The organism is Cedecea sp. NFIX57, assembly GCF_900177785.1.
Lineage (GTDB): Bacteria > Pseudomonadota > Gammaproteobacteria > Enterobacterales > Enterobacteriaceae > Cedecea > Cedecea neteri_C.
Genome location: NZ_FXAS01000010.1, coordinates 15666 through 37782, shown reverse-complemented (window position 1 = coordinate 37782; position 22117 = coordinate 15666). Strand labels below are relative to the sequence as shown.

Genomic DNA, 22117 nt, shown 5'->3' with positions numbered 1-22117 from the left:
AGTGTCGAAGTTGACCCCATATACTTAGCATCAAAGCAACTCCCGCCCGCCGGCGGGAGTTATTATTTTTATTGCCGTAACGCTGGAGCTACCATGAAAACCAAACTGAACGAACTGCTCGAATTCCCAACCTCTTTTACTTACAAAGTAATGGGCCTGGCGAAACCGGAGCTGGTTGATCTGGTCGTTGAGGTGGTGCAGCGCCACGCCCCTGGTGACTACACGCCGCAGGTTAAACCAAGCAGCAAAGGTAACTACCACTCGGTTTCTATTACCATCAATGCCACTCACATTGAACAGGTTGAAACCCTGTATGAAGAATTAGGCAACATCGAAATCGTTCGTATGGTGCTGTAATCTGAGAACCCGGCTTAGGCCGGGTTTTAGCTGTGATATACTTTCCGCCACCCTCTTCTCCCGGAGACGCTGTTTTGTCTCAAGACACTATCCTGATTCGCACTCTTGGCCTGCAGCCTTATGAACCTGTTTCGCAGGCAATGCATGACTTTACCGACACCCGTGACGACACTACGGCCGACGAAATTTGGCTGGTTGAACATCCCCAGGTCTTCACCCAGGGCCAGGCCGGTAAAGCCGAGCACGTCCTGATGCCGGGCGATATTCCCGTTGTGCAAAGCGATCGTGGCGGCCAGGTAACCTTTCACGGCCCAGGCCAGCAGGTTATGTATCTGCTGCTGAACTTAAAACGACGCAAGCTTGGCGTGCGGGAGCTGGTTACCGTCCTGGAACAAACCGTGGTTAACACGCTGGCAGAATATGGTATTGAAGCTTACCCCCGCGCCGACGCGCCGGGCGTGTATGTCGACGGACGCAAGATTTGCTCTCTGGGGCTTCGTATTCGTAAGGGATGTTCTTTCCACGGGCTGGCACTGAACATCGACATGGATTTATCCCCCTTCCTGCGGATAAATCCCTGCGGTTATGCCGGCCTGGAGATGACCCAGGTCAGCCATTTTGTCGAAGGCATCACCGTGGCGGATATTCAGCCCCGGCTGGTAGAAAACTTTATCGCCCTGCTAAACCACCCGCCGTACGAATATCGCAAAGAGAAGTAAACGTCAGGCCTGCCTCCCGCGGGCCAGACATTGCCGTTTTATCACTTTTTCGCCCACCAGTTATAATCACTAATTGGATAATTCAGTAATGTCATTATTTAAATAATATGACAGTCAGGAATGGGTTCCCATAGCTTAATTTTTCTCATTCGTGCTTGGGTTGGCAAAATAACTACGCTAATTCCCCAAAATGCTCTATTTGTATCTATAAATATAATATTCTTTATTTTTTTAGCGGAGACCTGACATGGGGCAAAACCCACTGTCTGAGAAAAAAATCGTGGATCGCGATGGTGAAAACAACTATCCCGTATTCAAGACGTTACGCAACATAGATTTGAACTTGCTGACTATTTTTGAGGCCGTCTACATTCATAAAGGCATCGTCAATGCAGCCCGAGTGCTTAATCTCACGCCCTCGGCTATCAGCCAGTCTATCCAAAAGTTGCGCTATATTTTTCCCGACCCTTTATTCATTCGCAAAGGCCAGGGCGTCACGCCGACGGCGTATGCTGCACATCTGCATGAATATATCAGCCAGGGTCTGGAATCGATTCTTGGCGCGCTGGATTTCAACAACAGCAACGATCAGCAGCGTACCATCACCATTGCCACTCAGCCGTCTATTGGGGCTTTAGTTATCCCTAAAGTCTATTCGGCGATCCGCAAGGTCAATCCAAATCTGCTTATTCGCAATGTGCCCATTAACGATGGTGAGTCCCAACTCAGCCAGTTTCAAACCGACCTGATTATCGACACCAGCCGCCACTACGCGCGTACCATCACCAGCGTACCGCTGTATCAGGAAAGTATCGCCGTGGTCTGCCGGGAAGGTCATCCCTGCCTTGAACAGCGGCTCACTCGCGAAGATCTGCAAAATATGGAGCACACTTTCCTGATCATGCAGGATGACCTGTTGCGTGACCTGCGTCAGGAGATCAGCGAGCGGCTTCCTAACAGGCAAATAGCGTTCAGCAGCTACAACTACGTCACGTTGTCCTCGCTGCTGGGCAGCAGCGATTTGCTGGGCTTCATGCCCTGGCGCCTGTACGAAATGTTCAAAGAGACCTGGAACCTGCGAGCCGTTGACTGCGATCTGTTTGCTGATAAAACAATGGAAACCAGCATGCATTTTAACAAGCTGAGCATTCGGGACACGGTTTTGCAGGAGATAATCAAAGCCATTCACACAGAGTTCGCTTGATCCTCAGTGGTTTTCACCTCTTGCCGGGCGTTTCAGAGGTGAATACCATGCTCGTTAACCTCGCATTTAGCACAAAACAACAACCCATTTACAATTCTTTCTCCATTTCACGTTGGGGTATACTGATTCTCCCTGGCCGTGATGGTATACTTCTGGCCATTAATTCAAAAATAGTTGATAGATCCTAACTTAGCTTGAATTAGCCTGACTTCATTATCCGCAACTGGAACACGCACCCTATGAGCAAACCCATTGTGATGGAACGCGGCGTTAAATACCGCGACGCCGATAAAATGGCTCTGATCCCGGTTAAAAACGTGGCGACAGAGCGCCAGGAGCTGTTGAGAAAACCAGAATGGATGAAAATTAAACTTCCGTCTGACTCAACCCGTATCCAGGGCATTAAAGCGGCGATGCGCAAAAATGGTCTGCATTCCGTTTGCGAAGAAGCCTCCTGCCCTAACCTCGCTGAATGTTTTAACCACGGCACCGCGACCTTTATGATTCTGGGCGCTATCTGTACCCGCCGCTGCCCATTCTGCGACGTCGCACATGGTCGCCCTGTTGCGCCAGATGCCAATGAGCCTGAAAAACTGGCACAGACCATCGCCGATATGGGTCTGCGCTATGTCGTGATTACTTCAGTAGACCGTGACGATCTGCGTGACGGCGGCGCCCAGCACTTTGCTGACTGCATTCGCGCTATCCGCGAAAAAAACCCAAGTATCAAAATCGAGACGCTGGTGCCTGACTTCCGTGGACGTATGGATCGCGCGCTGGATATTCTCACCGCAACGCCGCCGGACGTGTTCAACCACAACCTGGAAAACGTACCGCGCGTCTACCGCAACGTCCGCCCAGGTGCAGACTACAACTGGTCGCTGAAGCTGCTTGAGCGCTTCAAAGAAGCTCATCCGGATATCCCGACCAAATCTGGCCTGATGGTAGGCCTGGGTGAAACCAACGAAGAGATCATCGAAGTGATGCGCGACCTGCGCCGTCACGGCGTGACCATGCTGACGCTGGGCCAGTATCTCCAGCCAAGCCGTCACCACTTACCGGTGCAGCGTTACGTTAGCCCGGATGAGTTTGAAGAGATGAAAGCCGAAGCGCTGGCAATGGGCTTCACCCACGCCGCCTGTGGCCCGTTTGTTCGCTCTTCCTATCACGCCGATCTGCAGGCAAAAGGTATGGAAGTGAAGTAACAGCTGTTACATCTTGTTACTTATAAACTAACAGCCATAAAAAAACCGGCCATTTTGAGCCGGTTTTTTATTTTGCAGTCGTCATTCAGTCTTTATGAACGATGCGCTGTTCTGCAGTGGCTTCAGCTTCGGTATCGGGCTTTTTGCCACTGTCGTCTTCAGCCATCGCTTTCTTAAAGCCTTTGATGGCAGAACCGAGATCGCCGCCCAGCGTGCGCAGCTTCTTGGTACCAAACAGCAATACGATCAGCGCGCCGACAACCAGCAGCTTAGTAATACTAATCTCTCCCATACCTACCTTCTTTTGTGATGCGTGCCGTGGCAACGGCGAATAAAAGACCTGATTGCATTAACGGATATTTATCCGGGCGACACAATAGCAATCTGTAACAAGGTGAATCAAGGCTTGTTTAAAAAAACATCATAACATTTGCGGCGGCGCAAACCGCCGGTTAAGCAGTACCGGCAGCATTTGCCTGACCGCCACGACTCGTTCTGTGTTTATCTCGGCAAAAATCAGATCAGGCACCTCAGCTGCCGCAGCAACGGTCACGCCCAGCGGGTCAATGATCCGGCTCTGGCCAATATTTTTATTGCCACACTCTCCAGAAGCAACCATATAGCACGTAGTATCCAACGCGCGAGCGGCGAGAAGCGTCGCCCAGTGAGCCTCTTTATGCGGGCCTTTTAGCCACGCCGCGGGCAGAACCAGCACCTCTGCTCCACTAAGCGCAAGACTCAACGCCATATCAGGAAAACGAAGGTCGTAGCAGGTCATCAGCCCGACGTTCATGCCGGCAACCTTAATCAGGGGGGCCAGGCTTGCTCCGGCATCCACCTGCTTAGATTCCTGCACGCTGAAGGCGTCATACAGATGAACCTTCCGGTAGCTCGCCAAAATCTCACCGCCGCGAATGGCCAGCAAGGTGTTTGCCGCCCGCCCATCACGAGTAGGGACATGCAGCGTTAGCACCGTTGTCATCTCGTTCTTTCGGCTTTCAGCCCGCAGCTGTTGTACATAGCCGCCATCCAGCGTCTGTGCTGACTTGACTGACATATCCGGATCGGTATCACTCCGGGCTAACACCGCCTCAGGTAAAACGAGCAAATCGGCCCCTTTGCCTGCCGCTTGCGCCATCAGGCTGACGCAGGTTGCCGCATTTTCCTGCCAGACTGGCCCCACCACAAACTGCCCGACCGCCACCTTCATATTCGCCTCGCCGTTCAAAGGATTAATTACAGCACATTGGGTATAAATCTCCCGGCCTGAACGCTACACTTTTCCCATTGCTGATGTTTAATAAGGATTAATCGTGATTCAGATGCTATTCGCCGTCTTTATCGGCGGCGGGATGGGCAGCGTAGCACGCTGGTTTCTTAGTATGAAGTTCAATCCAATGCACATGGGCGTTCCCATCGGGACATTAATCGCCAACCTGACCGGGGCATTTATCATCGGCCTTGGGTTGGCGCTGTTCAGCCGCTTCAGCCACGTCGACCCGATGTGGAAACTGCTGATAACCACCGGTTTCTGTGGTGGCCTGACAACGTTTTCGACGTTTTCTGCGGAGGTCGTTTTGCTGCTGCAGGATGGGCGTTTGATCTGGGCTGGCACGAACGTCCTGCTCAACCTGGCAGGCTCGTTTATCATGACCGCGCTCGCATTTTGGCTGGTTTCTCTCTTCGTTACCCAATAAGCCCTGAGGCATTAATGTTAGCTTAATTTTTCTCTGCCACTATCCCAGCCATATCTTTGGGGGAGCGGGCAATGAAAGAGCAAATAACCGGCTGGGCGAGCGTGCTGATAAGCGTCGTTATCGTTGGGTTGTTTTTGAAAACGTATCTGTTTGCCTGACAAATCACAGGCAAAAAAAAACCCGCCTCGGCGGGTTTTTATATTCTACTGGTAATGACTTAGATAGGCATTACGTTTGCAGCAGAAGGGCCTTTGGCACCGTTAGTGATTTCAAACTCAACGCGCTGGCCTTCAGCCAGGGTTTTGAAACCATTGCTCTGGATTGCAGAGAAGTGTACGAACACGTCTTTGCTGCCATCTTCCGGAGTAATGAAGCCGAAGCCTTTGGATTCATTAAACCACTTAACGTTACCTTTAATCTTAGACATCAAAATTACCTTTACATGAAAAAACGACACAAATGCTGTGTCGGGCATCAGTACAACAATTGTGGTGGCTTTTGTCCAGTCCAGAATTGCTAAAAAGTGATAAAAGTCGCTAACTTTTTACTAGCTTGCGCATTACACCTTGTTTTTAAAGGGGTATAAAAACCCTCAGTTTTCACCGACTTCAGGACTATACAATCAGAACTGGAAACGCATCCACGCAAAGTAGACGTTACCGTTGTTATAGGTGCCTGGAATGTAGGTCATCTGGAAGGTTGCCGGGCCGTAGCCAATAGACGCCAGCGGCAGCACAACCGGGATTGGGATATATTTCCAGTTGTCGCGGGCAGTAACACCCACGGTATAACCCAGTCCCATATGGAAGTTATCGTCACTCAACGGCCGCCAGGTTTTCTCCCAACCGTAACCGCCGATAGGCTCCCATTTGTTAAAAGAGTCCTTGAACGCCATCAGATAGATGCCGTTCCAGTTACCTTCCTCATCCCAGCGAGACTGGCCAAAACCTGCGCCCCACGGTCGTTCGTTATAGCGATCCGTTTTTTCTTTGTCATAGGCAAAGCGGGCGTGCCAGGTAATCGCCGGCACGTAAAGGTCATAATGTTCTGGTTCGTTCCAGGTTTTAGACACCTGGCCGGAGAAGGTTTCCCATGCGTTGCTGAAAAAGCCGTCTTCCGCAGCAGCAGAAGCGCTCAGCCCAAGCGTGCAAACAAAAATCAAAATTGAGAACAGTTTATTCGCGTAAGTCACGTCGTTATTACCATATTAAAATTCGACAAGTACCTTACGAAATTATATCTCAATGGAAGCTAAATCAGCACATGACTCGTAAAGAAAATTGTCCATCGCCTGCTGTCAATACGCTGAATTCCCAAACAGATGTCAGACAACGTTGAATAAAATTGCAAGCAGGAGCGCATAACTATATACGCTCCTGCCAACAACGCTTATTTCCGTTTTTTAATCAACATATATACCGCAGGGATAACCAACATCGACAACAATGGCGCCGTCACCATCCCCCCAATCATCGGGGCGGCAATACGTCGCATTACCTCCGATCCAGTGCCGTTGCCCCACATAATCGGCAGTAAACCCGCCATAATGGTGGCCACCGTCATCACTTTAGGCCTGACGCGCAGTACAGCACCTTCATGAATAGCACGCCGCAGCAGACCGCCATCCTGCACGCTGTCAGTTTTCTGATGTTTAGCTAGCGCCTGGTTTAAATAAAGCACCATGATCACACCAAATTCGGCAGCAACACCCGCAAGGGCAATAAAGCCCACGGCTCCGGCCACCGACAGGTTATATCCCAGCAGATAAAGCAGCCACACACCACCAATTAATGAGAACGGCAAAGTCCCCATAATTAATAGCGCATCCTTCACTCGTGAGAAGGTGACATATAACAGTACAAATATGATTAATAAGGTAAATGGCAGCACAATTTTTAATTTCGCCGTCGCACGCTCCAGGTATTCAAACTGCCCTGACCACGAAAGAGAAACACCTTCAGGCAATTTCACCTGCTCGGCCACCGCACGCTGCATATCCTCTACGGCAGACTTCAAATCTCGGCCACGCAGATCGACATAGATCCAGTTCGAAAGGCGCGCATTTTCACTTTTCAGCATCGGCGGCCCTTCTGTAATCGCGATATTTGCCAGTTCAGAAAGCGCCACCTGGCTGCCGTTAGAGGTAATAACCGGTAAATCACGCAGTTTCTGCAGGTTGTCTCGCAGCTCACGCGGGTAGCGCACATTTATTGGAAAACGCTCACGCCCTTCAATAGTTTCACCAATGTTTTCCCCACCGATCACCGTGGCAACCAGCGACTGCAGTTCTTTAACCGAAACGCCATAGCGAGCCGCTTTACGCCTGTCGATATCGATATCCACATAGCGCCCGCCGCCCAGGCGCTCAGCCAGCGCAGAGGTGACGCCAGGCACCTGCTTCACCACGCGCTCAATCTGTTCCGCGACTGACTCAATGGCGGCAATATTATTGCCGTTCACCTTTATCCCTACCGGGCTTTTAATCCCGGTGGCCAGCATATCCAGCCGGTTACGAATAGGCGGCACCCACACGTTGGCAATACCCGGCACCTTCACCACGCTGTCCAGCTCATTCACCAGCTTGTCCATCGTCATTCCCGGCCGCCACTGGTCGCGTGGCTTAAAGCGAATGGTGGTTTCAATCATGGTGAGCGGCGCGGGATCGGTGGCCGTTTCGGCACGTCCGGCTTTACCAAAAACGGTTTCAACTTCCGGCACAGTTTTGATCAGGCGATCGGTTTGCTGCAGCAGCCGCCCTGCCTCTCGCGTCGAGATACCCGGCAGCGTGGAAGGCATATACAGTAAATCGCCTTCATCCAGCGGCGGCATAAACTCGCTGCCCAGTTTGCTCAGCGGCCAAAGCGTGGCGACCAGCAACACGCCGGCTACCGCAAGCGTGGTTTTCGGCCTGTCGAGCACTTTTTCCAGTACAGGCTCGTAGGCCGCAATCAGCCAGCGGTTAATCGGGTTGGCCTTTTCATTGGGGATCTTGCCGCGAATAAACCAGCCCATCAGCACCGGCACCAGCGTAATCCCCAGCCCCGCGGCCACCGCCATAGAATAAGTCTTGGTGAACGCCAGCGGCGAAAACATCCTTCCCTCCTGCGCTTCAAGAGAGAACACCGGGATAAACGAGAGGGTAATAATCAACAGGCTACAAAATAACGCTGGCCCTACTTCTACCGCCGCCTGCTGAGAAATTTGCCAGTAATCTTCGCCGCGAGGCTGCTCTCCCGGACGATCGTGCCGCCACTGCTCCAGCACTTTGTGCATGTTTTCAATCATCACTATCGCCGCATCGACCATCGCGCCAATGGCAATCGCGATGCCACCCAGCGACATGATATTGGCATTCACGCCCTGGTAATGCATGACGATAAACGCCCCCAGAATCCCCAGCGGCAAAGTAATTATCGCCACCAGCGCAGAGCGGAAGTGGAACAGGAACAGCGAACAAATAATGGCGACCACGATAAACTCTTCCAGCAGTTTATGTGAGAGAGTTTCAATCGCGTTTTCAATCAGATGTGAGCGATCGTACACCGGCACAATTTCAACGCCGGCGGGCAAACTCTTCTGCAACTGAGCCAGCTTTGCTTTAACCGCGTTAATCGTTTCAAGGGCATTTTTGCCATAGCGCATCACGATAATGCCACCTGCAACTTCACCCTCGCCGTTAAACTCCGCCACGCCCCGGCGAATTTCCGGCCCAAGCCTGACGGAAGCGACATCGGAAAGCAGCACCGGCACGCCATCACGGCTGGTGATAACAACCTGCTTGAAGTCATCCAGATTTTTGAGATAGCCAGAGGTTCGCACCATATACTCAGCCTCTCCCATCTCGAGCACCGACCCGCCGCCTTCCTGGTTGGCGCTTTTTACCGCATTGATGACTTGCTCATGGGTAATATTCAGCGCTTTCATACGTTCCGGATCGAGCACAATCTGGTACTGACGTACCATGCCGCCTACGCTTGCCACTTCGGAGACGTTAGGCACGGTTTTCAGCTCAAACTTCAGCGTCCAGTCCTGTAAGGCTCGCAGATCTGCCAGGCTGTGTTTCCCGGTTCTGTCCACCAACGCATATTCATATACCCAGCCGACCCCGGTAGCATCAGGCCCCAGCGAGGCTTTGGCCTCCGGCGGCAGCTGAGACTGCACCTGGCTCAGGTATTCAAGTACCCTGGATCGTGCCCAGTAAGGGTCGGTCCCATCGTCGAACAGAATGTAGACATAAGAGTCGCCGAACATGGAAAAGCCACGCACCGTTTTGGCTCCCGGAACGGACAGCATGGTGGTAGTCAGCGGATAAGTGACCTGGTCCTCCACGATTTGCGGTGCTTTACCCGGATAACTCACCCGCACAATCACCTGCACATCAGAGAGATCCGGCAGCGCATCCAGCGGCGCTCTCTGCAGCGACCAAAGCCCCCATGCCGCCATAATGATGGCGGCCAGCACCACCAGCAGGCGATTTTTAAGCGACCAGCGAATAACGGCGGCAATCATTTGTGCGCCCCCGCCATCGGCATCAGGTGAGTGATCACGGCCCCTTTTTCATCGTCCATTGTAAAGCTGAACATGACTGCATCCCCCGGCTTCAGACTGGTCGGCGATGTCAGCGCAAACGGCATCACCATCGCGCCCCAGTTCAGCGCCGGGATAGGATGATGGGCAATAGTAATAGCCTCCGCGCTGACCGCTTTGACCACGCCTTCGCCGTCGTAGGTTTTCACCGCTGGTGATGCTTTGGGCTGCGCGTCAGACTCCGGCAAAGCGCTGCGCAGGCTTGCCTCGGAGTCGATAAGGAACTGGCCGGAAGTGACCACTTTCTCCCCCTCATTCAGCCCGGAGCGAATCTCCACCCAACCCTTGTCACTGATGCCCGGCACCACGTTCACCGGGCGGAAATGGCCGCCCTCTTCGGCAACCAGCACGCGGCTTTGGCTTCCTGTTTCAATCAGCGATTCCTCCGGCACGGCCAGAACCGCGGCACGAGGCTGCTGATTCGCCAGATGCACGCTGAGGTACATGCCGGGCTTGAGCTTCATTTGCGGGTTATCCAGCACAATGCGCGCTTTCAGCGTGCGGGTGGTGGTTTCGAGGTTCGGTAAAAGCTCACTTACCCGCCCGTGAAAGACCTCTCCAGGCCAGCTGTCGGCGGTAGCCACAATCTCGCTTCCCGGCTGCAATGCCTGAGCCTGCGACTGCGGGTAATCCACCACAATCCACACGGAGTCAAGGCTTGCCACTTCGAACAGCGGGGCATTCGCGGTCACCTGTTGCCCTTCCCGCGCCTCCAGTTTATTCACATACCCGGCAAGCTTTGCGCGAACGGTCACGCGGGTTTGCGGCTTGCCGCTGTGCTCAACCTGGCGAATCACTTCCGTGGGCATAAACTGCAGCTGCAGCCGTTCTCTGGCCGCCGCGGTTAAAGCGCTGTCTCCCAGCTTGCGCACCGCCAGAAACTCCTGCTGGGCAGCGGTCCATTCCGGGAACCACAGCTTCGCCAATGGTTCCCCGGCTTTCACGTACTGCTGAGGGGCCCTGACATACAGCGTTTCCACAATGCCGTTAGCGCTGGCCGGGATGATTTGTACGCTACGTTCGTCCAGCGTGACGGTGGCAAAAGCGGCGAACGGCACGCTCAGAGCCTTGCGCTCAACGGCGGCTGTCTTAATGCCCAGGTTTTGCTGCTGGCGGTTGCTGACCGTCACGCCGCCGTCGTTGGCCACTTCATCGGCATAGCGCGGGACCAGCGCCATATCCATAAACGGCGATTTCCCCGGCTTGTCGAAGCGCTGCCCCGGCACCATAGGATCGTACCAATAAAGCACTTTGCGGCCGCTTTCCTGCTGGGATTGAGCGTCGACATGCTGGTGAGAGGTTTGCTGCTTCCCGGCGTAATACCCCGCGGCCAGCGCGGCAACAATCGCCCCCGCCAGCAGGGAAAGAGTGAGTGATTTTTTCATTAGTTAACATCCTGAGGCGTAAGGTAGCGGATCGCCGCCCAGTTGGTGGCCACGGCTTTTTCCGCGCTGCTGGCGGTCAGTTCGGTGTCCAGAAGATCCCGGCGAGCGGCCAACAGTTCAGTCAGAGAGGATTGCCCGGCGCGATACTGCGACTCCAGCAGAGACAGGCGCTGACGCTGAAGCGGTAAAGCCTGCTCCTGCTGCCGCTGCCAGACGCTTTGCGCAGCCTGGTAATTCGCCACCAGCGAGTGAACCAGCGCGATACGCTCCCGGCGAGCCAGCGCCAGCTGATCGTTCGCTTCCATCGCCCGGGAAACATCGGCGGAGTAATCTTTATCCTGCCGCTGAGGTTTAAACAGAGGCAGATCGACGGTGAACATCACGCCCGCCATATCGTCATACCCCTCAGCGCGGCGTCCGTAATAAACTTCGATGCCAACGTCAGGTTTAGCCGCAACGGCAGACTGCGCGGACTTAGCGCGAGCCACATCGGCTTCACGGGCAGCTTCAATCACCTCCGGGTGCTGCATCACGCCTTCTTCAAGCACGGCCGGATCGGCCGGTAACCGCTGGTAGCGGGGCAATGTCCCGACCACGCTATCAATCGTCTGCCCGGTCAGTTGCAGAAGCCGGGTCTGCGCCAGGGTGACATCACGCTCGGCAAGCGTGACTTTGTCCTGCATGGTGAGCAACGTCATGCGGATATCCACTACGCCGGAGGCCGGCGAGCTGCCGCTGGCCACGGTGGCTTTCTGAACGCCAATCTGCCGCTCGGTTTCGCTCACCAGCTTACGGGCAGCCGTTAGTACTCGCTCAGATAAAGCAAGATCCAGCCACGCCTGCGCGGTATCGCGCTGCAGATTGGCGCGAATCACCTCCGCTTTCGCCTGGCTACTGGCCGACTGGGCCAGGATAGTGTCCGCTTTGCGATCGCGTTTATCTTCGCTGACGTAGTCCTGCATGATGCCGATACGCTGCATGGTCATGCCGTCGCGGCTAAAGCGGTGGTTATTACTCCCCCCCACCGGCACGTTTTCGATACCAAACTTCAGCTTTGGATCGGGCAATTGCCGGGCAGAATCAGCCATGGCGTTCAGCGCATCGCTCTGATTACGGTTGGCGGACAGCGCCGCAGAATAGTGCTCGGCGGCCAGCAGAGTCTGTTGCAGGCTGAGCTCCGCCGCCTGGGCGGCGGAGACAGACGTAGCCAACAGCACCCCGCCAAGCCAGAGGCTCAGGGTGTGTCGTTTCATGGCAACCTCGGTTAGTTAAGCGGGGTTGCGGAAGATAACTGATACCCGGTCTCATGCTGGGTGAAAGAGAAAGCGATCTTCTCCCCCACCTTTAACGCCGGCAGCGAACCGTCTTTCGGCAAAGCGAACGTCATGGTCATCGCTGGCCAGCCAAGTTCGGCGACGGGATGATGGGCGATAGACACGGTATCGGCGGTGATGGTCTTCACGATGCCTTCGGTTTTGTAGACCTTAGTCGCCGGAGTCGCATCAGAAGACATCGCCATGCCAGACATGTCAGACATCCCCTTCATAGAGGACATATCGTGGGAAGTTTCAGCGGAAAAAGCAGGGAAAGCGGCAACAACAAGCAGCGCACCGGCCGCGGCAGAACGAATAGCGTTAAACATGATTTATCTCCAAAACACAGTCAAAAAGGGAATGGGCAAAGCCCCAAAACATTGACGGTGCTGGAGTTATTCTCTAAAGCGGCAAAAACGAATGGTTGCCGGAGGTCCTGTTGCGGGAGGGGTAACATAAGGGGCGGACTCAACGACTGTTGAACACTGAGGCTCAACCAGTGCAAGGGTATCTGCAACCGGTAACGCCACCAGCGAGCTATGCCCGTTGTCTTTTTGCATCACGTCAGGCACGCAGTGTTTTTCACACAGCGGGTTACTGAGTTTGGCCTGCATTGCCTTGTCAGGCATCTGCATACTTTCAGTATGCGGGGCTGCCATTGGACCCGCGGTCATATCAACCGGGCAATCGTAAGACGCTATCGCCACCTGACTGTTGACAAAAAACCAGCCCAACGCCAACAGCAGCATCAAAAGATGCTTCCTGATAAAGCGCCAGCGGCTTGTCGACCAGAGGGAGGTGTGCAGCATAAAAACCCCGACATAAAAGAGATCGGCAGTATAGGCGGCAGCCTGTCGCGTTATAAAGTTTTTTTTAACTGCTTTACGAAAAACCCATTCGTTAACAATCAAGCAAAATAATCATTGTTTTTACATAACCGATCGTCGGTTACACCGCCAAAATACGCACAATTTTTGTGCCTTATTTTTTATCGGCCACGTCGATAAACGTAATGCAGCTAACAAAAGCTTTGCCTAAAGTTGATCCGTTGCAACGAAAGTTGATGCTCATCAGAAACTCTAAACAGGTTCTGAGGCAAATTCTTAGCCCTTTACAGCCGGCTGTAAAAAATCACTATTTTAATTTTCTGAGAGAAAACCACTTTTAGCCGCAAGCGTAAGGACGCCGAAGAGCGCCTTAGCGTATCAGGGGATAACATGCTTACCATTCTGGAACTTATTATTGGCGTCGTGGTGATTGTGGGCGTTGCCCGCTACATCATCAAAGGCTACTCCGCCACCGGCGTACTGTTCGTCGGCGGGTTGTTGTTACTTATCGTCAGCGCGCTCATGGGGCATAAAGTGTTGCCCGCCAGCGCGGAAAGCACTGGCTACACCGCCACAGACATCTTTGAATACGTCAAAATCCTGCTGATGAGCCGCGGCGGCGATCTTGGCATGATGATCATGATGCTCTGCGGATTTGCCGCCTATATGACCCATATCGGCGCCAACGATGTGGTGGTCAAACTGGCCTCTAAACCGCTGAAGTTCATCAACTCGCCTTACTTACTGATGATCGCCGCCTACTTCGTCGCCTGCCTGATGTCACTGGCCGTTTCGTCAGCAACCGGCCTTGGCGTACTGTTAATGGCGACGCTGTTCCCGGTCATGGTCAACGTCGGCATCAGTCGTGGCGCGGCAGCGGCCATCTGTGCCTCCCCGGCGGCTATTATTCTGGCGCCGACCTCCGGCGACGTCGTGCTGGCCGCTCAGGCCTCTGAAATGTCGCTGGTCGATTTTGCCTTTAAAACAACCATTCCTATCTCCATCGCGGCCATCATCAGCATGGCCATTGCGCACTTCTTCTGGCAGCGCTATCTCGATAAAAAAGAGCACATCAGCCACGAAATGCTGGACGTGAGTGAAATCCAGACTTCTGCGCCCGCTTTCTATGCCATCCTGCCGTTTACGCCTATCGTCGGCGTGTTGATTTTCGACGGCAAATGGGGCCCACAGCTGCATATCATTACCATTCTGGTTATTTGTATTCTGATTGCCGCGCTGATTGAGTTTTTCCGCAGCTTCAACACGCAGCACGTCTTCTCCGGGATGGAAGTTTGCTATCGCGGCATGGCGGACGCCTTTGCCAACGTGGTGATGCTGCTGGTTGCCGCCGGCGTTTTTGCCCAGGGCTTAAGCACCATCGGCTTTATTCAAAGCCTGATCTCCATTGCCACCTCGTTTGGTTCCGCAAGTATTATTCTGATGCTGGTATTGGTGGTACTGACCATGCTGGCGGCAATGACCACCGGCTCCGGTAACGCACCGTTCTATGCTTTTGTCGAGATGATCCCGAAACTGGCGCACTCTTCCGGAATTAACCCGGCTTACCTGACCATTCCGATGCTGCAGGCTTCCAACCTGGGCCGTACCATTTCCCCGGTTTCCGGCGTAGTAGTAGCCGTCGCCGGGATGGCAAAAATCTCGCCTTTCGAAGTGGTGAAGCGCACCTCTGTGCCGGTCGCCGTCGGTCTTATTGTGGTGATTATCGCCACGGAGATTCTGGTTCCTGCTGCCGCGATCGTTCACTAACGGGCAGGCATCATCGTTTCAAGCGCCTGCATCAGGCGCTTTTTTTATGCCTATAATAAGCCCGCCTCCAGGACAGATAAGAGAATAATGATGAATTTCACACCGCGACATTTACTGCTTTGCACACCGCTTTTCCTCAGTCCCGCAGCGTTTGCCGACGCCCTGCAGCCCAGCCAGTACGGGGATTTTGATCGCTACGTGCTGGCGCTCTCCTGGCAAACCGGCTTCTGTCAGAGCATGCACGACCGCAATCGCAACGAACCCGCGGAGTGTAAAGCCCAGCAGGAACAGGCGGATAAAAGCGCCTTTCTGACCGTTCACGGCCTCTGGCCAGGTCTGCCAAAATCTGTCGCTTCACGCGGTGTCGATGAGAAACGCTGGATGCGTTACGGTTGCGCCACTCGCCCGGTACCGAATATGGCCGAAGCAAGAGCTTCAAACAAATGCGCCGCACCAGACACCGGGCTTTCCGTTGAAATGGCCTCAAAGCTGGCCGGCGTGATGCCCGGCGCCGGGGGGCAATCCTGCCTGGAGCGCTACGAATACGCCAAGCATGGCGTTTGTTTTGGCTTTAACCCCGACGATTACTTCGGCACGATGGTGCGCCTGAACGGGGAAGTGAAACACAGCGCCTTTGGCCAGTTCCTTGCTCAGAATTACGGCCAGACCGTGACGCGTAAGGCGTTTAACAAAGCCGTGAAGCAAACCTGGGGTAGCGATGCAGTGGATGCCATTAAGCTAACCTGTGACGGTAATCCCGCCTACCTCACGGAAATGCAGATCTCCCTGTTGGCAGACAAGATTAACCAGCCGCTGCAAAGCGCCTCCTTTGCCCCGCAAAAACACCCGGGAAACTGCGGGAAGAGTTTCCGTCTGGACGCAGTTGGCTACTGACAGGATAAATACTGAAGTCAAAAATTAATCGCATCACTATTTGTTCCGGTTTTTTGATTATAGCCTTCAGGTAACGGACCTGGAGGTGACCATGAACAGAACAAAACGGTATTTACTGCAGCTGAAGGCGCAGTTCGAGCGTGAAGGCAGCCAGCAAAAACTGCTGGGATTTATCTGGCTCTCGCCGCAGCAGCGCTATGAAATCCTCAAAGAGCTCTTGTTGCCGATAGCGGAACACCCTGCTCGTTAAAATAATCGGGCCCCGTACAGCACGGTGGCCCGCGCTTTATTCCGTTTACTGACGATATAAGTCAGACGCATGTCAGATTTTTTCCAGCCAAACAATTCTCCCGCTCACCTTTCGCGCTGATTATTTTGATTGTTTGAACTTCGTCCCAAAATGTTAACAAACATTACAGAGTTCATTTACAGGCAGCCTGATGTTACCGATATCATGTTACCGGTATCAGCATCACCCAATAACACGCTTTTGGTGCATTCATCTGAGAATTTGCCACTGGGGAAATAAAATGACCGAAATAACAACAAGTTTAGGCGCAGGAACCCTGCTGGGTATCGCCGCCTGCTCCGTCGTGCTTCTGCTCGTATTGATCATGCGCTTTCGCGTACATGCCTTCCTGGCGCTGACCCTGGTCAGCGTCATTGTGGCTCTCGTCACCGGCGTGCCGTTCGACAAAATTGTGCCCACGATTCTGGGTGGCTTCGGCAGTACCCTGGCAGGCGTCGCGTTATTGGTTGGATTAGGCGCCATGATCGGCCGCCTGTTGGAAATTTCCGGCGGGGCAAAAGTGCTGGCGGACACCCTGGTCGGCACCTTTGGTGCTCACCGGGCGCCTTTTGCCCTCGGCGTCGCGTCACTGCTGTTTGGCTTCCCAATCTTCTTTGACGCGGGCCTGGTGGTCATGCTGCCGATCATCTTCAGCGTAGCTAAGCAATTCGGCGGTTCAACCCTGAAATATGCGCTCCCGGCGGCCGGTGCTTTCGCAGTGATGCATGCGCTTCTGCCGCCGCATCCAGGCCCGGTGGCGGCCAGCGAACTGCTGGGCGCAAACATCGGCCTGTTGGTTGTTGTGGGGCTGATTATTGCTATCCCGACCTGGTATATCGGGGCCTATCTCTTCGGGCTGTATGCCGGGAAGAAATTCGATATTCCTCTGCCGAGTTCTTTCCTCGGCAAAATTGAAGTGGATGAAAATCATCAGCCGCCGTCATTCGGCATGGTGATGACGATTTTACTGATGCCGCTGGTGCTGATTTTCCTCGATACCGGCCTCAACACCGCCACGGTGCTCGGCTGGGTCAGCGCCGACAATACGCTGGTGAACTTCTTACGCATGCTGGGCAAAACGCCTATTGCGCTGCTGATCACCGTCTTTTTTGCCCTGATGGTCTTCAGCGGCAAACATAGCCGCCAACATCTTGAAAAAGTTTGTGACGGCGCGCTGGGCCCGATTTGCGGCATTATCCTCGTGACCGGCGCAGGCGGTATGTTCGGCGGCGTTCTGCGCGCAAGCGGCATTGGTGACGCGCTGGCTGGCGTACTCTCAGACACAGGCATGCCGGTTATTGTTGCCGCCTTTGTTATCTCGACTGCGCTCCGCGTCGCGCAGGGGTCAGCAACTGTTGCCCTGACCACCACCGCCGCGCTGGTCTCACCGATGGTTGAAGCAACCACGGGCCTCAGCCAGTTTGATCTGTGCTTTATCGTTATCGCGATTGCCGGGGGCGCTACCGTCCTCTCTCACGTGAATGACTCCGGCTTCTGGCTGGTGGGGCGTTTCCTGGAAATGGATGAGAAAACGACGCTGAAAACCTGGACCGTGATGGAAACGCTGATCGGCACCATCGCCTTCCTGTTGGCGGCGCTGGGGAGTGTGATTCTGTAAGGGACTCGGGGGAAGTCAAAATGTGACTGATCTCGCTTTCAACTCCAGGCTAAGCTCAGTATCATCGGTCTTACGTGAACAACCCTCGCCGGTTTCGGTGGGGGTTTTTCTTTGTACGATTTCAGCACATGAGTGCCCTGTTTTTTACACGGAGAGAACTATGTCCAGACCTGCCATCATCATTAACGAACTAGACGCCGAACGCCTTGACCGCCTGCTGGAACAGCCGCAGTACGCCAAAGCCCCGGTGGCAGAGGCGCTTAACGCCGAACTGGATCGCGCGGAGATGTGCAGCCCGGAAAAAATGCCACCGGATGTGGTGTCCATGAACAGTCGTGTAGAGTTTCGCGATTTAAGCACTCAGGAAGTCCACGTGCGCACGCTGGTTTACCCGGCAAATCTCACCGACAGCGATAACCAACTTTCTGTTATGGCCCCGGTCGGTGCCGCACTGCTCGGCCTGAGGGTTGGCGATAGCATCAACTGGACGTTACCCAACGGCAGCCAGACTCATCTGGAAGTTTTGGCGCTGCAATACCAACCGGAAGCCGCCGGCGAATTCCACCGTTAATTTTGTTTCCCCTCTGCCACGCAGAGGGGAATTTACCTTAAATCGTTATTTGCCACCCGCCATACCAGTTTATAAATACCCTCAACAACTACCAAAATTAATAGCACTTGCTTTAAAGACGCAGATTTACATTCGTTAAATAAATTGACAAAATCTCCGCCCTTTGTTGATGAGCAGTATTTTCCTAAAACGGCAGCGTCCGCTCGAGGCTATTCCCTACATCATAAAGATGCTATTCCCTCTATTTTCCCGCTCATTAATATGAATTAACTATTAATGTTGCACGCGGCCATGCCGATATTTTCGATTATTTTATACAAATGGAGACGTTATGAAAAAGGTTGCTAAGTTATTCGGTATGTTTTTGATTTTAGGCGTTCTTGCAGGCTGTGCGCGCACTGCACCTATCGCCAACATTCAAACCACCGTTAGCGCTGGTCACACTGAAGCACAGGTTAAAAGTGCCATTCTCAAAGCGGGTATTCAGCGCCAGTGGATAATGAATGAAGTAAGCCCAGGTGTTATCAAAGCTCGCCAGCAGAATCGCGAATTCACCGCTGAAGTGCGCATTAACTATACCGCGAACAGCTATTCTATTAATTATGAAAACAGCCTGAACCTGCGCGCTTCCGGCGGCAAAATTCACAAAAATTATAATCGCTGGGTTCGTAACCTGGACAAAGATATTCAGGTTAACCTGGCCTCTTCCGGTCTGTAATTTTGCTTAGCGCCGAATCTAACGGTTCGGCGTTTTCTTTTTATCACGTTGACAGGTATTGCAGCATATGTACGAACAGGACAGCCTTAGCGCATTGGATGCCATTACGGAAGCCCAGCGAATCGCGTTTGCCCCCATGCTGTTTCAAACGGCACTCTGCCTGCGAAATGCCGGCGTACTCGCTTACCTGGACCAGCAAGGAAAACAGGGCGCAACCCTCGAAGAAATAACGGAATCCTGCAACGTTAACGAATATGCTGCCAGCGTTTTACTGGATATGGGCCTGAGTGGGCGCATTATCTTCAGGCAAAATGCACATTATTTCCTGGCGAAAATCGGCCATTTCCTGGTGCATGACACCATGACTCGCGTGAATATGGATTTCACCCAGGATGTTTGTTATCAGGGGCTGTTTTTCCTTGAGGAAGCACTAAAAGAGGGTAAACCCTCGGGTCTAAAAGTGTTTGGCGACTGGCCGACCATTTACCCCGCACTTTCGCAATTACCCACTTCTGCCAAAGAGAGTTGGTTTGCGTTCGATCATTACTATTCCGATGCGGCCTTTGAAGCAGCCCTGCCGCATGTTTTTGCCAGCCAACCGGCTCGTCTTTATGACGTTGGCGGAAATACGGGAAAATGGGCAATACGCTGCTGCAAATATGATGAAAAAGTGGCGGTCACGCTTCTGGATTTGCCACAACAAATTGCACTCGCCCGTGAAAATATAGAGAATGCTGGGCTTTCCAGGCGCGTTGATTTCCACAGCGTAGATATGCTGAGCGATTCCCCGCTGCCCGGGGAGGCAGATATCTGGTGGATGAGCCAGTTCCTGGACTGCTTCTCACCGGAGCAAATTATTAAGCTCCTCAGCAACGTAGCTCGGGTGATGAAGCCCGGCGCAAAACTCTGCGTGATGGAACTGTTTTGGGACGCACAAAAATTTGAAGCGGCTTCGTTTAGCCTGAATGCCTCTTCGCTTTACTTTACCTGCATGGCAAACGGTAACAGCCGTTTTTACAGCGTAGAGAAGTTTTATCGTTATCTGGAAATGGCTGGATTCCATGTTTCAGCCCGCCACGACAACTTAGGCGTTGGTCATACCCTGCTGGTATGCCAGAAAATCTCCTGACCCAGCGCACCTTCAGCGCCGGTAATTAGAATAACACTCGGATTGAACGCAGAACTACGCGGATGAAATTTGCACTCAACATTATTGACTGGCAGGCGAAAGCCCCGGGTCTCAGCAACGCGGCAGAATGGCAGCACTGGTCGCAGCACGGGCAGGCTATCGACCAGACTCAACCTCAGGGCGCGCTAAGCGAACTCCCGATGATGACGGCCCGCCGCCTGAGCTCAGGCAGTAAACTGGCCGTTGACTGCGGACTTGCCATGCTTCGCCGCCACGAGATTGATGCCGTGCTCTATACCAGTCGTCATGGAGAGCTGGAACGCAACTACCGGATTCTGCAGGCGCTGGCGACTGAACAGCCGCTCTCCCCTACGGATTTCGCGCTTTCTGTTCATAATTCCTCCGTCGGTAACCTGACGATTGCTGCTAAAAAGCCGATTACTTCCGTGTCGCTGTCCGCGGGGAAAGATACCTTCCAGCAGGGCCTCTGCGAAGTCATCTGCCTCTTACAGGCAGGTTACAAAAAAATCATGATGGTCGATTTTGACGGCCTGCTGCCTGCGTTTTACCACCCGCGTCTGCCGTCGGAAATGCCTACCTGGCCCTATGCAGTCGCGCTGGTCATTGAAGCGGGAAGCCGCCTGCAGTGCAGCACGCAAAAAAGCGATGCAACTGGCGAACCTGCCCTGCCGCAGAGTCTGATGTTTTTACAGCACTATTTAAATGACAGCCCGGCCTTTACCCTGCCGGGCGAGCGCGTTGAGTGGCAATGGAGTCGTGCATGAAGCGCGTGGCAGCACGGCTAAACTGGCTATGGCGTCTTGCGATGACGGGCTTTTGCTTTGTGCTCTTTGGGCTCGGCGGCCTGTTGCTCTCTACCGTTTGGTTTAACTTACTGTTGGTGTTTATCAGAGATAATGCAAAGCGTCGCCGCATTGCACGCCGCAGCATCGCCGCCAGCTTTCGCCTTTTCCTGACGGTTGCTAAAGCCATTAAGGTGCTGGACTACCGTATTGAAGGACAGGACGTTCTGCAAGCCGAACAAGGGTGTCTGGTCGTTGCCAACCATCCAACGCTCATCGACTACGTACTGCTCGCGTCCGTGATGCCAGAGACCGACTGCCTGGTGAAGGACGCGCTGCTGAGAAATCCTTTTGTCAGCGGCGTTATTCGCGCAGCGGACTATCTGGTCAACAGCCAGGCCGATGCCCTGCTGCCGGCAAGCCGTCAGCGGCTACAGCAAGGTGACACAATATTAATCTTTCCCGAGGGCACGCGAACGCAGCCCGGCGGTAAAATGACGCTTCAGCGCGGTGCGGCCAACATCGCCGTGCGCTGCGGCAGCGACTTACGGGTGGCGACAATCCACTGCAGTGAGAACCTGCTGGACAAGCAAAGCAAATGGTACAATGTGCCTCCCGCAAAACCCTTGTTCACCGTCAAGGTGCGCGAACGAATAAGCATTGACCAGTTTCACCAGGCAAATTCACAAGAACCGGCGCTGTCCGCAAGGCAGTTAAACCGGCACCTTTTGCTTCAATTACAACAGGGGTCGACACCTCTTTCGGGTATTAATGATGCAAGCGCTCTATCTTGAAATTAAAAATCTCATCATAAACACACTCAATCTGGATGAAATGTCGAGCGACGACATTGACACCGATGCAGCACTTTTTGGCGAGGGCTTAGGCCTGGACTCTATAGATGCTCTGGAACTGGGGCTGGCGGTGAAAAACCAGTACGGTGTGGTGCTTTCTGCGGAAAGCGAAGAAATGCGCCAGCACTTCTTTTCCGTCGCCACGCTGGCATCTTTCATTCACGCTCAACGAGCCTGAGG

The 22117-nt window shown here is 53.5% G+C and carries 24 protein-coding genes; 15 read left to right on the top strand and 9 right to left on the bottom strand.

The window, feature by feature from the left end; all coding sequences use genetic code 11:
• Positions 1-93 precede the first annotated feature (93 nt).
• The 4 genes from ybeD to lipA all read left to right on the top strand — a co-directional run bounded on the left by ybeD (position 94) and on the right by lipA (position 3485).
• Positions 94-357 carry a DUF493 family protein YbeD gene (gene ybeD, locus B9Y90_RS10420; protein ID WP_008456041.1) on the top strand — a complete coding sequence of 88 codons (264 nt, stop codon included), beginning with the start codon at positions 94-96 and terminating at the stop codon, positions 355-357.
• Between the two features lie 74 nt (positions 358-431).
• Positions 432-1076, top strand: coding sequence for a lipoyl(octanoyl) transferase LipB (gene lipB, locus B9Y90_RS10415; RefSeq protein WP_039291147.1), 645 nt, complete (start codon positions 432-434; stop codon positions 1074-1076).
• 247 nt (positions 1077-1323) lie between these two features.
• Positions 1324-2280 (top strand): YbeF family transcriptional regulator, encoded by a 957-nt coding sequence (locus tag B9Y90_RS10410; protein WP_008456036.1) that lies wholly within the window; start codon positions 1324-1326, stop codon positions 2278-2280.
• A 239-nt stretch (positions 2281-2519) separates the two neighbouring features.
• Positions 2520-3485 (top strand): lipoyl synthase, encoded by a 966-nt coding sequence (gene lipA / locus B9Y90_RS10405; protein WP_039291145.1) that lies wholly within the window; start codon positions 2520-2522, stop codon positions 3483-3485.
• Between the two features lie 85 nt (positions 3486-3570).
• Here the strand turns inward: lipA and tatE are convergent, their stop codons facing one another.
• Both tatE and B9Y90_RS10395 read right to left on the bottom strand, forming a co-directional pair.
• Complete coding sequence (tatE, locus tag B9Y90_RS10400; protein ID WP_039291144.1) at positions 3571-3777, bottom strand: twin-arginine translocase subunit TatE; 207 nt, start codon at positions 3775-3777, stop codon at positions 3571-3573.
• A 129-nt stretch (positions 3778-3906) separates the two neighbouring features.
• Positions 3907-4695 carry a deaminated glutathione amidase gene (locus B9Y90_RS10395; protein ID WP_085541194.1) on the bottom strand — a complete coding sequence of 263 codons (789 nt, stop codon included), beginning with the start codon at positions 4693-4695 and terminating at the stop codon, positions 3907-3909.
• A 103-nt stretch (positions 4696-4798) separates the two neighbouring features.
• Here B9Y90_RS10395 and crcB point away from each other — a divergent pair, with 103 nt between their 5' ends.
• Complete coding sequence (crcB, locus tag B9Y90_RS10390; RefSeq protein WP_039291139.1) at positions 4799-5182, top strand: fluoride efflux transporter CrcB; 384 nt, start codon at positions 4799-4801, stop codon at positions 5180-5182.
• Positions 5183-5399: 217 nt separating this feature from the next.
• On the opposite strand, the gene cspE is transcribed toward crcB, so the two are convergent.
• From cspE to B9Y90_RS10355, 7 genes are all read right to left on the bottom strand, one after another.
• Positions 5400-5609: a transcription antiterminator/RNA stability regulator CspE gene (gene cspE, locus B9Y90_RS10385; RefSeq protein ID WP_004100146.1), complete on the bottom strand. Its 210-nt coding sequence runs from the start codon at positions 5607-5609 to the stop codon at positions 5400-5402.
• Positions 5610-5804: 195 nt separating this feature from the next.
• Positions 5805-6374, bottom strand: coding sequence for a lipid IV(A) palmitoyltransferase PagP (gene pagP / locus B9Y90_RS10380; RefSeq protein ID WP_039291134.1), 570 nt, complete (start codon positions 6372-6374; stop codon positions 5805-5807).
• A gap of 197 nt (positions 6375-6571) precedes the next feature.
• A complete protein-coding gene (locus B9Y90_RS10375) occupies positions 6572-9691 on the bottom strand; it encodes an efflux RND transporter permease subunit (RefSeq protein ID WP_085541193.1) in 3120 nt (1039 codons plus the stop codon).
• Complete coding sequence (locus tag B9Y90_RS10370; RefSeq protein ID WP_085541192.1) at positions 9688-11154, bottom strand: efflux RND transporter periplasmic adaptor subunit; 1467 nt, start codon at positions 11152-11154, stop codon at positions 9688-9690. The genes B9Y90_RS10375 and B9Y90_RS10370 overlap by 4 nt, the downstream gene beginning before the upstream one ends.
• Positions 11154-12407: a TolC family protein gene (locus B9Y90_RS10365; RefSeq protein WP_039291128.1), complete on the bottom strand. Its 1254-nt coding sequence runs from the start codon at positions 12405-12407 to the stop codon at positions 11154-11156. Before B9Y90_RS10365 ends, B9Y90_RS10370 begins: the two co-directional genes overlap by 1 nt.
• Before the next feature lie 11 nt (positions 12408-12418).
• The gene (locus tag B9Y90_RS10360) at positions 12419-12796 is read right to left on the bottom strand and encodes a copper-binding protein (RefSeq protein ID WP_085541191.1); all 378 of its coding nucleotides are present in this window, start codon (positions 12794-12796) and stop codon (positions 12419-12421) included.
• A 66-nt stretch (positions 12797-12862) separates the two neighbouring features.
• The gene (locus B9Y90_RS10355; RefSeq protein ID WP_085541190.1) at positions 12863-13378 is read right to left on the bottom strand and encodes a hypothetical protein; all 516 of its coding nucleotides are present in this window, start codon (positions 13376-13378) and stop codon (positions 12863-12865) included.
• 306 nt (positions 13379-13684) lie between these two features.
• On the opposite strand from B9Y90_RS10355, the gene dcuC reads away from it, so the two are divergent.
• The 10 genes from dcuC (at position 13685) to B9Y90_RS10305 (ending at position 22115) form a co-directional block, all read left to right on the top strand.
• Entirely contained in the window at positions 13685-15061 is a 1377-nt protein-coding gene (dcuC, locus tag B9Y90_RS10350; protein ID WP_039291126.1) for an anaerobic C4-dicarboxylate transporter DcuC, read from the top strand.
• An 87-nt stretch (positions 15062-15148) separates the two neighbouring features.
• A complete protein-coding gene (rna, locus tag B9Y90_RS10345) occupies positions 15149-15955 on the top strand; it encodes a ribonuclease I (RefSeq protein ID WP_085541189.1) in 807 nt (268 codons plus the stop codon).
• Between the two features lie 91 nt (positions 15956-16046).
• A complete protein-coding gene (locus tag B9Y90_RS26915; RefSeq protein ID WP_156108028.1) occupies positions 16047-16205 on the top strand; it encodes a hypothetical protein in 159 nt (52 codons plus the stop codon).
• A 280-nt stretch (positions 16206-16485) separates the two neighbouring features.
• On the top strand, positions 16486-17862 hold the full coding sequence (locus B9Y90_RS10335) for a GntP family permease (protein ID WP_085541187.1): 1377 nt from the start codon (positions 16486-16488) through the stop codon (positions 17860-17862).
• 160 nt (positions 17863-18022) lie between these two features.
• Positions 18023-18433, top strand: a complete 411-nt coding sequence (gene rnk, locus B9Y90_RS10330) for a nucleoside diphosphate kinase regulator (protein ID WP_039291122.1) — start codon at positions 18023-18025, stop codon at positions 18431-18433.
• A gap of 331 nt (positions 18434-18764) precedes the next feature.
• On the top strand, positions 18765-19151 hold the full coding sequence (locus B9Y90_RS10325) for a lipoprotein (RefSeq protein ID WP_039291120.1): 387 nt from the start codon (positions 18765-18767) through the stop codon (positions 19149-19151).
• 67 nt (positions 19152-19218) lie between these two features.
• Entirely contained in the window at positions 19219-20280 is a 1062-nt protein-coding gene (locus B9Y90_RS10320) for a methyltransferase (protein WP_085541186.1), read from the top strand.
• A 62-nt stretch (positions 20281-20342) separates the two neighbouring features.
• Entirely contained in the window at positions 20343-21065 is a 723-nt protein-coding gene (locus B9Y90_RS10315; RefSeq protein ID WP_085541185.1) for a beta-ketoacyl synthase chain length factor, read from the top strand.
• Complete coding sequence (locus tag B9Y90_RS10310; protein WP_085541184.1) at positions 21062-21877, top strand: lysophospholipid acyltransferase family protein; 816 nt, start codon at positions 21062-21064, stop codon at positions 21875-21877. The genes B9Y90_RS10315 and B9Y90_RS10310 overlap by 4 nt, the downstream gene beginning before the upstream one ends.
• Positions 21858-22115 carry a phosphopantetheine-binding protein gene (locus B9Y90_RS10305; RefSeq protein WP_038474790.1) on the top strand — a complete coding sequence of 86 codons (258 nt, stop codon included), beginning with the start codon at positions 21858-21860 and terminating at the stop codon, positions 22113-22115. Before B9Y90_RS10310 ends, B9Y90_RS10305 begins: the two co-directional genes overlap by 20 nt.
• The last annotated feature ends 2 nt before the right edge of the window (positions 22116-22117 follow it).

Bases quoted from the DNA above. Each gene is read 5' to 3' on its own strand.
- ybeD (WP_008456041.1), top strand. From the start codon at position 94: ATGAAAACCAAACTGAACGAACTGCTCGAATTCCCAACCTCTTTTACT.
- rnk (WP_039291122.1), top strand. From the start codon at position 18,023: ATGTCCAGACCTGCCATCATCATTAACGAACTAGACGCCGAACGCCTT.
- B9Y90_RS10320 (WP_085541186.1), top strand. From the start codon at position 19,219: ATGTACGAACAGGACAGCCTTAGCGCATTGGATGCCATTACGGAAGCC.
- B9Y90_RS10305 (WP_038474790.1), top strand. From the start codon at position 21,858: ATGCAAGCGCTCTATCTTGAAATTAAAAATCTCATCATAAACACACTC.
- B9Y90_RS26915 (WP_156108028.1), top strand. From the start codon at position 16,047: ATGAACAGAACAAAACGGTATTTACTGCAGCTGAAGGCGCAGTTCGAG.
- dcuC (WP_039291126.1), top strand. From the start codon at position 13,685: ATGCTTACCATTCTGGAACTTATTATTGGCGTCGTGGTGATTGTGGGC.
- tatE (WP_039291144.1), bottom strand. From the start codon at position 3,777: ATGGGAGAGATTAGTATTACTAAGCTGCTGGTTGTCGGCGCGCTGATC.
- B9Y90_RS10395 (WP_085541194.1), bottom strand. From the start codon at position 4,695: ATGAAGGTGGCGGTCGGGCAGTTTGTGGTGGGGCCAGTCTGGCAGGAA.
- B9Y90_RS10310 (WP_085541184.1), top strand. From the start codon at position 21,062: ATGAAGCGCGTGGCAGCACGGCTAAACTGGCTATGGCGTCTTGCGATG.
- B9Y90_RS10370 (WP_085541192.1), bottom strand. From the start codon at position 11,154: ATGAAAAAATCACTCACTCTTTCCCTGCTGGCGGGGGCGATTGTTGCC.
- B9Y90_RS10315 (WP_085541185.1), top strand. From the start codon at position 20,343: ATGAAATTTGCACTCAACATTATTGACTGGCAGGCGAAAGCCCCGGGT.
- B9Y90_RS10365 (WP_039291128.1), bottom strand. From the start codon at position 12,407: ATGAAACGACACACCCTGAGCCTCTGGCTTGGCGGGGTGCTGTTGGCT.
- B9Y90_RS10410 (WP_008456036.1), top strand. From the start codon at position 1,324: ATGGGGCAAAACCCACTGTCTGAGAAAAAAATCGTGGATCGCGATGGT.
- B9Y90_RS10335 (WP_085541187.1), top strand. From the start codon at position 16,486: ATGACCGAAATAACAACAAGTTTAGGCGCAGGAACCCTGCTGGGTATC.
- B9Y90_RS10375 (WP_085541193.1), bottom strand. From the start codon at position 9,691: ATGATTGCCGCCGTTATTCGCTGGTCGCTTAAAAATCGCCTGCTGGTG.
- rna (WP_085541189.1), top strand. From the start codon at position 15,149: ATGATGAATTTCACACCGCGACATTTACTGCTTTGCACACCGCTTTTC.
- lipA (WP_039291145.1), top strand. From the start codon at position 2,520: ATGAGCAAACCCATTGTGATGGAACGCGGCGTTAAATACCGCGACGCC.
- B9Y90_RS10325 (WP_039291120.1), top strand. From the start codon at position 18,765: ATGAAAAAGGTTGCTAAGTTATTCGGTATGTTTTTGATTTTAGGCGTT.
- cspE (WP_004100146.1), bottom strand. From the start codon at position 5,609: ATGTCTAAGATTAAAGGTAACGTTAAGTGGTTTAATGAATCCAAAGGC.
- B9Y90_RS10360 (WP_085541191.1), bottom strand. From the start codon at position 12,796: ATGTTTAACGCTATTCGTTCTGCCGCGGCCGGTGCGCTGCTTGTTGTT.